Source organism: Gramella sp. KN1008 (assembly GCF_004332155.1).
GTDB lineage: Bacteria > Bacteroidota > Bacteroidia > Flavobacteriales > Flavobacteriaceae > Christiangramia.
This window is the reverse complement of the sequence record NZ_SJDV01000008.1, coordinates 53,951-66,782: the sequence shown is the minus strand read 5'-3', so window position 1 is coordinate 66,782 and position 12,832 is coordinate 53,951. Positions and strand designations below refer to the sequence as shown.

General features: G+C 39.9%; 12 protein-coding genes. 7 read left to right on the top strand and 5 right to left on the bottom strand.

What is annotated here, in order from left to right:
* Window positions 1-8: 8 nt before the first annotated feature.
* The 3 genes from EZJ28_RS13575 to EZJ28_RS13565 form a co-directional block, all read right to left on the bottom strand.
* Entirely contained in the window at window positions 9-1,214 is a 1,206-nt protein-coding gene (locus tag EZJ28_RS13575) for a porin (RefSeq protein WP_131398796.1), read from the bottom strand.
* A gap of 302 nt (window positions 1,215-1,516) precedes the next feature.
* On the bottom strand, window positions 1,517-2,782 hold the full coding sequence (locus tag EZJ28_RS13570; protein WP_131398794.1) for an Nramp family divalent metal transporter: 1,266 nt from the start codon (window positions 2,780-2,782) through the stop codon (window positions 1,517-1,519).
* A gap of 103 nt (window positions 2,783-2,885) precedes the next feature.
* Complete coding sequence (locus EZJ28_RS13565; RefSeq protein ID WP_131398792.1) at window positions 2,886-3,521, bottom strand: alpha/beta hydrolase; 636 nt, start codon at window positions 3,519-3,521, stop codon at window positions 2,886-2,888.
* A 45-nt stretch (window positions 3,522-3,566) separates the two neighbouring features.
* Between EZJ28_RS13565 and EZJ28_RS13560 the strand changes: the two genes are divergently transcribed.
* The 5 genes from EZJ28_RS13560 to EZJ28_RS13540 all read left to right on the top strand — a co-directional run bounded on the left by EZJ28_RS13560 (window position 3,567) and on the right by EZJ28_RS13540 (window position 8,276).
* Complete coding sequence (locus EZJ28_RS13560; RefSeq protein ID WP_394346092.1) at window positions 3,567-3,989, top strand: PaaI family thioesterase; 423 nt, start codon at window positions 3,567-3,569, stop codon at window positions 3,987-3,989.
* Complete coding sequence (locus tag EZJ28_RS13555) at window positions 3,986-5,143, top strand: chorismate-binding protein (protein ID WP_131398788.1); 1,158 nt, start codon at window positions 3,986-3,988, stop codon at window positions 5,141-5,143. The genes EZJ28_RS13560 and EZJ28_RS13555 overlap by 4 nt, the downstream gene beginning before the upstream one ends.
* Window positions 5,144-5,193: 50 nt before the next feature.
* Window positions 5,194-6,927 carry a 2-succinyl-5-enolpyruvyl-6-hydroxy-3-cyclohexene-1-carboxylic-acid synthase gene (gene menD, locus EZJ28_RS13550; protein WP_131398786.1) on the top strand — a complete coding sequence of 578 codons (1,734 nt, stop codon included), beginning with the start codon at window positions 5,194-5,196 and terminating at the stop codon, window positions 6,925-6,927.
* Between the two features lie 70 nt (window positions 6,928-6,997).
* Window positions 6,998-7,342: a DUF2853 family protein gene (locus EZJ28_RS13545; protein ID WP_131398784.1), complete on the top strand. Its 345-nt coding sequence runs from the start codon at window positions 6,998-7,000 to the stop codon at window positions 7,340-7,342.
* Between the two features lie 97 nt (window positions 7,343-7,439).
* Window positions 7,440-8,276 (top strand): S1 RNA-binding domain-containing protein, encoded by an 837-nt coding sequence (locus tag EZJ28_RS13540; protein WP_131398782.1) that lies wholly within the window; start codon window positions 7,440-7,442, stop codon window positions 8,274-8,276.
* Here the strand turns inward: EZJ28_RS13540 and EZJ28_RS13535 are convergent.
* Window positions 8,270-8,719 (bottom strand): hypothetical protein, encoded by a 450-nt coding sequence (locus EZJ28_RS13535; protein ID WP_131398780.1) that lies wholly within the window; start codon window positions 8,717-8,719, stop codon window positions 8,270-8,272. The two genes, EZJ28_RS13540 and EZJ28_RS13535, sit on opposite strands and share 7 nt — an antisense overlap.
* Window positions 8,720-8,843: 124 nt before the next feature.
* Between EZJ28_RS13535 and EZJ28_RS13530 the strand changes: the two genes are divergently transcribed.
* Together EZJ28_RS13530 and EZJ28_RS13525 are read left to right on the top strand one after the other, a co-directional pair.
* The gene (locus tag EZJ28_RS13530; protein WP_131398778.1) at window positions 8,844-9,248 is read left to right on the top strand and encodes a DUF2059 domain-containing protein; all 405 of its coding nucleotides are present in this window, start codon (window positions 8,844-8,846) and stop codon (window positions 9,246-9,248) included.
* Between the two features lie 89 nt (window positions 9,249-9,337).
* Window positions 9,338-10,177 carry a 1,4-dihydroxy-2-naphthoyl-CoA synthase gene (locus EZJ28_RS13525; RefSeq protein WP_131398776.1) on the top strand — a complete coding sequence of 280 codons (840 nt, stop codon included), beginning with the start codon at window positions 9,338-9,340 and terminating at the stop codon, window positions 10,175-10,177.
* Between the two features lie 102 nt (window positions 10,178-10,279).
* On the opposite strand, the gene EZJ28_RS13520 is transcribed toward EZJ28_RS13525, so the two are convergent.
* Window positions 10,280-12,679 (bottom strand): thiamine pyrophosphate-dependent enzyme, encoded by a 2,400-nt coding sequence (locus tag EZJ28_RS13520; protein ID WP_131398774.1) that lies wholly within the window; start codon window positions 12,677-12,679, stop codon window positions 10,280-10,282.
* Between the last annotated feature and the right edge of the window lie 153 nt (window positions 12,680-12,832).

Here is a 12,832-nt window from a genome sequence, read left to right as displayed (position 1 = left end):
TTTTTATTTTAGAAATGAATGTCAACTTGTAATCTGTACATGAGGCCATTATCCATGTTGTCTGAGAAGTCATTCAGACTAACATCGGTCTGTACCTTTAGTTTATGTCCGACTATATATTTGGAAAGTCCAAGAGTATACTGATTATGTACACCTTCGCCTGTGATGTTCTCATCCAGGTCTATAGTGGTATATCTTCCCACTACCTCAAAGTTATTTTTGAATAAGTAACCTGCCTGAAAATTGAATCCGTTTCCTACCTCTACAACATCTCCGGTTAGTGTGCCATCAGTATTTACCGCAATTGGGGCATCTGCATTTCTATCGGCATATTCCGCAAGAATGTTCAGTCCGCGGTATTTGAACATAGCATCTACAAAGAATGTAGTAATATCTGTTTCATAGAATCCGTTGTCGTTTTCCATATAAGAACCTGAAACAGATTCTGTTTTCACTGCATCACCATTATGGCTATATGCGGCACCAATAGCAAGTTTTGGAGTTTGTTCTCTGTCCAGGTCTGCCCCAGAATAAGCCTTGAAATCACCAAAAGGGTAGATCTCTGCCCTTCCGGTAAAGTGATAACCCCCAATATTACCTCTGGTTACATTTCTTCCCTCTCCCTGAGTAAAAGCAACAGATTCCTTTACCAGGAAATTATTACCCATGTCAAAGCCATGATGTAACTGAATTCCCATTTCACGATCAACATTAAACACACTGTTTACGAGTGAACGGTCTACGGTTTGCATATTTCCTGAGGAAACTATTCTTTCCCGGTTACCCGGTAGTTTGGTTTGCCCAACCCAAAGATCGAAATTCTCATAAAAGTTCCATTTTATTACCGCATCCAGAATATATCTTGGAGCATTGTGAGTGTAATATGATGCACCCGAAATATCCCTGTTTGATAGACCTAATTCCATCTTATATCTTAGTTTGGGAGAATAAGCGAAACCTTCGAACTTTAATCTTGCCCTCCTTATGAGGAAATTGGATTCTCCGTTCTGTAAGTTTTCATTACCAGGAAAATCCCAGTTACTTGTGAAAAGAGACTGAAATCTGGTAGCGAATTTAAGGCTGAAAGAACTGTCTTTTGCCACTACGTTTACAAGTCCTTTTCCAAATTTACTTTCTGTAATTTCCTGTGCGTTAGCGTTGAATGTTCCAAATGCCAACAGGGCAAATAACACTTGCCATTTTAATAATTTCATTACCTGTAAGTTTTTTGTCGGTGCAAATAACCGATTCTAATATTACCTCAATGTTAACTACAAGTTATGATTAAATCAAAGAATGGTTTAAAAAAGAACCGCCCTAAAGAGCGGTTTGTTCATAAATCTAAGCTGATAAAAAACTAATGATTTTATGAAATCACTTCCGGTATAGGAAGCGGGTCAAAGATTTAAATTTTACTTCTTATTCAGGTGAGATTAAAATCATTTAAATGTTAACTAATTGTATCTATTTGAAGCCTGTAGTTAAATTATAGCTTTTTTCATTCTATGAGGGGAGATCAATATCCAAGAAGAGTTGAAAGATAGATAAGATTAAAAATTATAAGAATTATAAAGCAACTAAGAGAGAAAAATCGATAGAACCTTCCAGGCCTGTCATGTTGGGGCATATGTTCCCCGGTCACAAGTCTGTAATTGAACCAGCCTATAAACGGAGCTGAAAGAAAAGAGAGTCCTGTGGCGAAATCGATAAGAACGGTAAAAGAGGCAGTAAAAAAATATAATATCAGGAGCGACAGTAAAGGGATAAGAAAGACATTCAATCTGTAGTTCTTCCATTTTGATACTGCAATTTCCTTTGTTTTTTCTTCGGCAAAAATTTCAGAAATCACTCGTGGAAAAGCATCGGTAACCGCAAGCGTCGTAGAGAACATGGCTATGAAAGCGGCAACAGCGATTATTGGTTTGCTCCAGTCCCCAAGGGTCCTTCCATAAAGATCTATAAGCTGGCCGGAAAATTCAACGCCGTTTCCCGAAAAACTAATTCCGCTTCCAAACATAATTAGGGCACCCATAAGAAAGAAAAGTAGTCCGATAAAAGCAGCGGCAAGGTAACCAATATTGAAATCGGTAAAAGCCTCTTTTATGGTAGTTCTTCTCTTATTTCCAAGTGCTTTTTCCTTGGTCCATATAGAATGCCATACAGAAGCATCAAGGGGTATAGGCATCCAGCCCATAAAAGAAATAATAAAGGCGATGCCAGCTTTGTTCCATACCTCCGGAGGGGCGAGAGACATTGCACTTTCCATCCTACCATCACCAAAAGCCAGTATCACAGCGGTTAAGGTGGCAAGGCCAAGCAGGGAAACGATAATTTTCATGGTCTTATCCAGTGCAGGATATTTTCCGATTAAAAGAAGTGCTATGCAAACTCCAATGATCACAAAACTCCAGGTAAATGTAGACCATCCCATTCCGAATAATCTTTCAGCCAGACCTGCGGTCACAATTGTCACCGCGGCCTGGATGATAAACATGCTGCCTGCGGTAATAATAATAAAAGTGAGATAGGGAAACTTTCCCATTTTACGGTAGCCACTAATAAGATGATTTCCGGTTGCCGCAGCGTAGCGTGGGCCAAATTCCAGGAAAGGATATTTGGTTATACAGGCGAGGATAAGGACCCACAAAAGAAGAAATCCGTAATCTGCACCTGCACGGGTAGCCTGTACCAAATGGGAAACTCCTATTGCGGCTCCTGCAAGAAGAAATCCGGGGCCAAGGGTTTTTAAGAATGAAGTTTTTGAAGGGGAGTTTTGTTTCATTTAATAATTTGATTTATAGATTTCTCCTTCGTTATACTTCGTCGAAATGACTAATTTATTTTTCTTTAAAGTCATTTCGAACGAATGTGAGAAATCTTTCAAATTAAGCAAATTTTGAGATCATTTCAGTATTTACCATATGGCCACCTTTAAATTTTAGAATGTCGAGATTGTGTGGAAAGATCTGTTTTAGCCTTTTTTCTTCTGCTTCCACAATTCCAGCTTTCAAATATTCATCCTGAGTACCATATATGAAGCTAAATCCAGTATTTTTCAGAAAACTGAAATCTTTATTATGGAGTTCCTCGGGCACTTTTCCAGAATGCATGATGAGGTTCTTACATTTAATCTTTCGCCGGGCAACAAATCTTGTTGCAACAGATACTCCCTGGGAATAGCCCAGAATATTCAGATTATCTACTTCTGACAGGTTTTCTGCCTCATAAATAGCATCCAGATAATTCAAGACATTTTCAATTTCTTCTTCAAGGTTTTCTCTTGTAAGCCAGGAGGCTCCCACGTGTTTGTATTCTCCATTCAGATAATATTTGGATTGGGCTTGTGGTGCGATGATATAATTCTCCTGAGGATCAAGGTGCTTGAAGTATTTCAGGAAATACCGGCTTAAATAACCAATTCCGTGAAATACTAACCAGATATTTTTTGTTTGTGAAGTATGCTCATTCAGAACCGAATAGCTGTTTTTTATTTGATACGCTACACTTTTCTCGGTGCTCATCTCTCTGCTGTTTTGTATTTTTACAAAGTAACCAATCTTTAAATGATGACGAAAGAAGAAATTATTGAACTTTCACGCAAGGCTTGTAAAAATACCCTGATGGAAACCCTTGATATTGAATTTGTGGAGGCCGGAGATGACTATATGATCGCGAAAATGCCGGTTACTCCCAAGGTACATCAGCCAGACGGGGTGCTTCACGGGGGCGCGACCGTGGCACTGGCAGAGACCGTGGGGAGTATGGCAAGCTATGTTTTTTTGAATACCGAGGACTTTTTTGTTCGTGGGATCGAGATCTCGGCCAATCATTTAAAGAGCGTAAGGGAAGGTTACGTATATGCCAAGGCCGCCTTTATTCATAAGGGACGAACCACACAACTCTTTGAAATAAGGATCACCGATGAAAGTGACCAGCTAATTTCGATTGTTAAACTCACAACCATTGCTCTTCCAAAAGAAAAGAAATGATAAACGAAACCGATTTTTATCAGAAGTTAAAGTCTCAGTTGGAGAAGGGGCTGCCTTTCGTAGCTTATCGTAAGCCGGTGGAAAATAAAAATACGGTGAAAGCCTTACTTCAAAATAATTCTGAAATTTTCACCATAAAAGACTTAAGTGAAAGCGGATTTGTTTTTGCGCCTTTCAATCCTGAGAAACCATCCTATATAATTCCTTTTGAAGATTCTGAAATCTATGAGGTCGATAATATTTCAACTGAAGGAATAGATAGCGAACTTTATGAGTACCTGGCAACGGGGACCGATTTCGAATACATGGAAGAAGATCAGAAGATCCATGAAAATCTGGTACAAAAGGGAATAGACCGTATTAAAGCAGGTGATTTTAAAAAGGTGGTGTTGGCAAGGTCAGAGAAGGTTCAGGTGTATGACCCGGACCCGGTGAGGATTTTTAAAAAACTATTGAATAAATATTCCCAGGCTTTTGTCTATATATGGTTCCATCCGGAAACTGGCTGCTGGCTGGGTGCAACGCCAGAAACTCTCTTAAATGCCGAAAGGAACAGGTTTAAAACAATGGCACTGGCGGGAACCCAGCTTTTTAAAGGAGAGGAAGATGTAGAATGGGATAAAAAAGAAGTAGAGGAGCAATTGTTCGTCACCGATTATATTCTTGAATCTCTTGATAAAATTGGAGATATTAAGACCACCCATGTTTCAGAACCGTATTCGGCCAAAGCGGGAAATCTACTGCATATCAGAACTGATATAACCGGAAGCCTTGCGAGCCCGGAGAAGCTTGGAGAATTAATAAGGACACTTCATCCAACACCTGCTGTTTGTGGGTTACCAAAACATACAGCTCTTCAGTTTATTCTGGGAAATGAAAAAAAGTCGAGGGAATTTTACTCCGGTTATCTGGGAGAACTTAATATGAAAACCGAGACCAGGAGAAGTTCCAATACAAGGAATCAGGAGAATCAGCAATTTGCAGCGGTCACCAGCAAAACCGAGTTATATGTTAACCTGCGCTGCATGAAATTAAAGGAAGGCAATGCCAGGGTCTTCATAGGAGGTGGTATAACAAAAGATTCTAATGCGGCTGATGAATGGATGGAAACAGTGAATAAATCACAAACCATGAAAGCAGTTCTTGTTAAATAAGGATAAAAACTAAGCGTGAATTTTCCTGTAAATTGTAATTTTGGGTTTCTATGAAATATTCTAAGATCCCAGTTGCCCGCTCGGTGGTTGCCTTATGTGTGGCAAAAGATATAAAACATGTTGTTATTTCTCCCGGTTCCCGTAATGCTCCGTTAACGATTGGGTTTACTCATCATTCCGAAATTACTCCTTACAGTATTGTTGATGAGCGTTGTGCAGCTTTCTTTGCATTGGGGATGGCACAGCAGCTTGGAAAACCCGTTGCTCTGGTATGTACATCAGGTTCTGCGCTATTAAATTATTATCCGGCGATTGCCGAAGCTTATTACAGCGATATTCCGCTGGTGGTCATCTCGGCTGACAGGCCAGTAGAGAGGATCGATATAGGAGACGGACAGACCATCAGGCAGAAGAATGTATTTCAAAACCATATCCTTTATTCAGCCAATCTTTATTCGGAACTTGTTCTTGAACAGGAATCGAATGACCCAAAGCTTCAGCAGAAGCAGTTCGAGGCACAGAAGCATAATGAAAGGGAAGTGAATCTGGCTCTAAATAAAGCCATAGAAGAGAAGGGGCCTGTGCATATCAACGTTCCCTTTTATGAGCCTTTATATGATACTGTGGAAAATATTGAGGCAAAACCCCTTCAAATTTATCCTGAGCTAAAGGAAAGACATTATTCTGAAAAGCAACTTCAGCATTATGCTAAGGAATGGAATAAGGCTAAAAGAAAAATGGTTATCGTTGGGGTGGCTCAGCCCGATGCAGTGGAACAAAAGTTTCTCGATACCCTGGCTAAAGATCCCAGTGTGATAGTATTCACCGAAACGACTTCCAATATTCATCAGGAAGAGTTCTTCACACGTATTGATACCATAATAGGTCCAATAGAGAAAGCCGGGAACAGAGAAGAACTTTTTAAAATGCTGCAACCCGATATTCTGCTAACTTTTGGTGGTATGATCGTGTCTAAAAAGGTAAAAGCATTCTTAAGGAATTATAATCCAGCGCATCACTGGCACATAGATGCCAAGAAGGCCTATAATACCTTCTTTTGCCTGAATAAACATTTTGAAACTGATGTAAATTCCTTTTTTGGTGAGTTTCTGCCACTAACTGACCGAACAGATAGTGATTATGGCGATTACTGGAAAACTGTACGGAAAAATCGGCAAAAGCGGCATGAAGAATATATGGGTAAGATACCGTATTCTGATCTGAAGGCCATGCAGGAGATAGTTCCCAGGGTTCCTGATCAAAGCATCGTGCATTTTGGTAACAGTTCTGTGATTCGATATGCTCAGTTATTTCATTGGGATCCGTCTTTGAAGGTGTATTGTAACCGGGGCACCAGTGGGATTGATGGAAGTATTTCTACATCGGTTGGAGCCGCGGTCACTTCAGATATCCCGGTGTTGATGATCACGGGGGATCTTAGCTTTTTCTATGACAGCAATGCTTTATGGAACAATTATATTCCTTCCAATTTTCGGATCATAGTGCTTAACAATCAGGGTGGTGGTATATTCAGGATACTTCCGGGAAACAAGGATTCAGAGAATTTTGAAAAGTACTTTGAAACTGTACACGAGATGCATGCTCGCCCTATTTGTGAGCTTTATAATTTTGAATATTACAGGGCAGATTCCCTGGAGGAGGTTCAGGAGCAGCTTGAAAATTTCTTCAGGCAATCACAGCAGCCAAAACTTCTCGAAATTTTCACTCCCCGAAAGATCAATGATGAAGTACTACTGGAGTATTTCAATTTTATGAAATCTTAAGTATAGCCTAACATTTCTTAAGACACATAATCCTTATATTCGAAAATGTCGAATTAGAAAAAAATTGATTATGAGTAAACTTGATGAAAAAGTAGGACAGTATATTGATGATCTAAAATCTAAAATTGGAGAAAGTAATCCTGATGTGGATCTGCTTCGAAAAATAGCTGAATCTCTGGGTCCAAGTATTTATAATGCCGATGCAGAAACTGTTGCTTCATCCAGCGAATCTGAACTGGAGACCGTAAAGAAGAATTTCATTGATAAGAAACTTGGCATTTCTGATGATTCAAAGGCAAATGAAGCATTGAATCAGGTGCTTGAGAAATATGGGAAATCCAATCGTAATAAATACAGGGTTGTGATCTACTATCTTTTGACAAAACATTTCAGCAAAGAATCCGTATTTAAATAAAAATCATTACACACATAAAAATCCGTTTCGGGTATAAAATCTGAAACGGATTTTTTTGTGCCTGAATAAAAGTATCTTTGTAGGCTAAATTTAAAGTATGATTCAATTAGGCGAATTTCATGATCTTATAATGGTAAGGGAAACCGATCATGGGGTATATCTTGAAAATAATGAAGGAGAGGAAGTATTACTTCCCAATAAGTATGTACCTGAAAACTGGAAGGAGGGGGAGACTATTAATGTTTTCATCTATCTTGATCATGAAGAGCGTCCTGTGGCTACTACCTTACAACCTAAAATAAAACTTGACCAGTTTGCGAAACTTCGCTGTCTGGAGGTTAATAAGTTTGGTGCTTTTCTTGACTGGGGGCTGGAAAAACACCTTTTCGTTCCGTTTAAGGAGCAGGTGATACCTATGCAACCGGGAGAAGATTATCTTGTATTTTGTTACCTGGATCTTGAGACAGGGCGACTTGCCGCTTCATCTAAAGTGCATGCCTTCGTAGATAATTCTGAGCTAACTGTGGAACCTTTTGAAGAAGTAGATCTGCTCGTTAGCAATATGACCGATCTGGGATATAATGTTATCATCAATCAGCTGCATTTAGGCTTAATCTATCATGATGATGTTTTCAAACCATTGAAAATAGGAGGCTCATTAAGAGGTTTTATAAAAAAGATCAGGGAGGATAATAAAATAGATGTCATCTTACAAAGACCCGGCTACAGAAGTATTGAGCCTAATGCCCAGAAGATCCTTGATAAACTGAAGTCCTCTGGGGGTTATATGAATATATCTGATAAATCTGATCCTGAAGACATAAAGGAAAGGCTGCAGATGAGTAAAAAGAGCTTTAAAAAAGCGGCTGGGAGCCTGTATAAACAACGGTTGATAGATATAAGGGAAGACGGACTTCACTTAAAGGATCAGTAAACGTAGCGGTAAGGTGTATACCTTCTTACTCCGAAACCACGGCTATTATAGTTGTTCAGAAAAGGATTGGTAAAATACGGATTGGTGAAAACATCATCCCTGTCGTAAGGCCTTATTTCTGCACTAACTTCGAATATCTTTTTCTCCCTGGATAATTTTGGAAGAGGCGATCCAAGATCTACTTTACGCTGTACATTATTCCTGTTGCTCTTATCTATTATCGCCAGCATGTCTATCTGTTTCTTTTGAATTTCATCCTTCAAATGCAGAAAAGATCCATCTGGAAGATTGAAACTGGACTCGGTCTGCCATACAAAACCGTACTCTTTCCAGCTATTCTCAATACCCCTGTTACCGATCTCAAAATCCTCCCTGTCCCAGTATTCCTGGGAGTTCATGGAAAATCCTAATAGAAATAGCAGGATAAAGGAGTATATTTTCATGCTTGTTTTTCTAATGTTTAATCAAAAATGATGCAAAGATCGTTTTGTCATCTTATTTTCAAGTATAAAATTAAGGCTTTTCAATTTAAATAGGTAATTTGCTCTCAAACTAAAAAATACATTCATGAAAAGACTAGCATTTCTGTTCCTGATCGCTTTTACAGGTTTAGGCCTTTCAGCCCAGGAGAGTAATTCTTTTGAACAAAAAACAGTTAATCTTATTAAACTTACGGCTGGGCAGCAATTCGATGTTATGACAGAACCTTTGGTTAATATGATCCCTCAGGAAAATAGGGCAGCCTTTAAAAAGGAACTTGTGGAAAGCACCAACGGTCTTTATATCAAGATGGCAAAGATTTATATGGATAGCTTTACCGAAGAAGAGGTAGATAAGATCCTGGAATTCTATGCTTCTCCCGTGGGAAAGAAAATGGTTAACATCACACCTGAATTAACAAAAAAAGGAATGGAACTGGGGCAGGCCTGGGGAATGGAACTTCAGCCGTTAGTTGAGAAATATTCCAACTAGATACCTTTTAGAAACAGAAGCCCGCTTTGGGCGGGCTTTTTGCTTTCTCAACTTAGCTTAATGTCTTAATTTTACTAAAAACTAATTCAATGGCACAAATAGACTGGAAAATAGTTAAGGAATATGAAGATATCACCTATAAGAAATCAAATGGCGTCGCAAGGATAGCATTTAACCGACCTGATGTTCGAAATGCATTCAGACCCAAGACCACCTCTGAACTTTTAGATGCCTTTCATGATGCTCACGAAGACACCTCAATAGGGGTAGTTTTATTATCGGCTGAAGGCCCCTCGACCAAGGACGGAAAATGGGCATTCTGCAGCGGTGGTGATCAAAAGGCAAGAGGACATCAGGGATATGTAGGAGAAGATGGTTATCACAGGCTGAACATTCTGGAAGTCCAGAGACTTATCAGGTTTATGCCCAAAGCGGTAATCGCGGTTGTCCCGGGCTGGGCAGTAGGTGGAGGACACAGCCTGCACGTGGTGTGTGATCTTACCCTCGCAAGTAAAGAGCATGCGATCTTCAAGCAAACCGATGCAGATGTGACGAGCTTTGATGCTGGTTATGGATCTGCTTACCTGGCAAAAATGGTTGGTCAAAAGAAAGCCAGGGAGATCTTCTTTTTGGGAAGGAATTATTCGGCTCAGGAGGCGTTTGAAATGGGAATGGTAAATGCAGTAATTCCTCATGATGAACTGGAAGAAACTGCCTATGAATGGGCTCAGGAGATCCTTGCTAAATCTCCAACCTCAATAAAGATGCTGAAATTTGCCATGAACCTTACCGATGATGGTATGGTAGGGCAGCAGGTGTTTGCAGGAGAGGCCACGAGACTCGCTTACATGACTGATGAGGCCAAGGAAGGACGTAATGCATTCCTTGAAAAGCGTAAGCCAAACTTTGACAAGAAATGGATACCGTAATTCAGGTTATTATTTTTATAGCCGGATTAAGATTTTGAATTAAATAAAAAAGCCATGAAAATTATTTCATGGCTTTTCTTCATTTAAGTGTGGGAACTCCCTTTATCTTAATTTTGGATATTTAGTTGGATCGGTTTCATGCATAATGGAGTATACTTTTTCAAAGATATCTTCAGGAGATGGTTTTGAGAAATAATCTCCGTCGGTTCCATATGCAGGTCTGTGCTCTTTGGCTGTAAGCGTTTGAGGTTTGCTATCCAGGTACCTATAGGCATTCTGTTCCTCAAGGATTTTTTGCATTATATATGCTGAAGCCCCACCAGGCACATCTTCGTCTATAACAAGCAGCCTGTTGGTTTTCTCAAGGCTTTTAACGATATCATGATTTACATCAAAAGGCAGCAAGGACTGGACATCTATTACTTCGGCATCAATATCTACTTCAAGCAATTCCGTGGCTACGTCTTCCACTATTCTAAGTGTAGAGCCGTAGGATACCAGTGTAATATCCTTTCCTTCACGAACTGTTTCAGTAACGCCAATGGGAGTTTTAAATTCTCCAAGGTTATTTGGAAGCTTCTCCTTTAAGCGGTATCCGTTCAGGCATTCTATGATAAGGGCGGGTGTATTCAAATCCAGCAAGTGGTTATAGAAACCGGCGGCCTTTGTCATGTTTCTTGGAACAAGAACATACATTCCGCGTAGCAGATTCAACAATCCGCCTAACTGGGAGCCACTATGCCAAATTCCTTCAAGTCTGTGCCCACGAGTCCTAACGATTAAGGGGGCCTTTTGTTTTCCTTTAGTGCGATAGTGCAAGGTAGACAGGTCATCGCTAAGGGTTTGCAGGCCGTACATGATATAGTCCAGGTACTGGATCTCTGCGATTGGCCTAAGACCTCTCATAGCCATACCAATTCCCTGTCCAACAATGGTAGCTTCTCTTATTCCTGTATCAGAAATTCTGAGAGCTCCGTGTTTTTTCTGAAGACCTTCCAATCCCTGGTTCACGTCTCCGATCTCGCCGGAGTCTTCTCCAAAGATCAGCGTTTCGGGATGATTGCTAAATATAGCATCAAAATTATCACGAAGAATTATCCGGGCATCCACATCCTGAGAATCTTCATCGTAAGAGGGGAGAATTTCAGTATTGGTGTTTTCTTCTATATATAGAAGCGAGCCATATTCTTCATGAGCCTGTTCATCGAAGGCTTTTAACCATTCAATAAGTTTGTTCTTTTCAGCAGATTCCTCTCCGATCAAATACCTTAGACTCCTTCTTGCAGCCGAAACAAGATCTTTTTTCAGAGGATCCCGGCTACCGGCAACTTCTTTTCTAATGGAATTTAAAAAATTAGAGTTTGAGCTGGAACCGGCGGCATCTTCCAGAAGTTTTACAAGCTCCTTCTGCTTTTGTACGGTTGGTTGTAGATAGGAGCTCCACGCATTTTGTTTGGCGCCACGTACTTCTTTTTTTATCTCTTTCTCCAGTTCATCAAGCTGATCGGAGGTGGCAAAATCGTTCTCAATGATCCAGTTTCTGAATTTGAGATTACAATCGTGTTCTTTTTCCCACTTCAGTCTTTCTTCAGACTTATATCTTTCGTGAGAACCAGAAGTGGAATGCCCCTGTGGCTGAGTTAATTCAACTACATGGATCAGGACAGGGCAATGCTGATTTCTCGCGATCTCACTTGCGTTCTCATAGGTATCTATAAGCTTGGGATAATCCCATCCTTCAACAACCATGATCTCATAGCCCTTATTATCTTCATCTCTCTGGAATCCTTTGAGAATCTCAGAGATATTCTCTTTAGTGGTCTGGTGTCTCGCATGTACCGAGATTCCATATTCATCATCCCAAACGCTCAGTACCATCGGGACCTGCAACACTCCGGCCGCGTTAATGGTCTCCCAGAAATGTCCTTCACTTGTACTTGCATTTCCAATTGTTCCCCAGGCTACTTCATTCCCATTATCACTAAATTTTTCGGTATTGATGCCTTTTACATTCCTGTAGATCTTGGAAGCCTGAGCCAGCCCTAAAAGTCTGGGCATTTGCCCGGCAGTAGGGGATATGTCTGAACTTGAGTTCTTCTGGGATAGTAAGTTAACCCATTCACCATTTTCGTCAAGACTATGAGTCATGAAATGCCCACCCATTTGTCTTCCGGCAGACATAGGCTCATTTTCCATATTGGTATCGGCATAAAGACCGGCAAAAAAATGTTCGGGGGTAAGCTCATTAATAGCCATCATAAAGGTTTGATCACGGTAGTACCCGGATCTGAAATCACCTTTTCTGAAGGCTTTTGCCATCGCAAGCTGAGGCACTTCCTTTCCGTCACCAAAGATTCCAAACTTCGCTTTCCCGGTAAGTACTTCTCTTCGACCTAAAAGACTGCATTCCCGGCTTGTGACCGCAGTTCTGTAATCCTCAAGGATTTGAGATTTGAACTCATCAAATGAAATAGAATTTTCAGTTTGTGTTTCGCTTTGCATGAACATGATTTTGAATGGTAACAAATGTAACGAAAAGTATGATTAAATACAATTCAAATTTTTGCTTCAAAATTGATAATAATATAATTTTAACCTTTATTTATTATTTATTATTAAAATAAAGAGATTTAAATTAAATATTTGTTGTCAAAA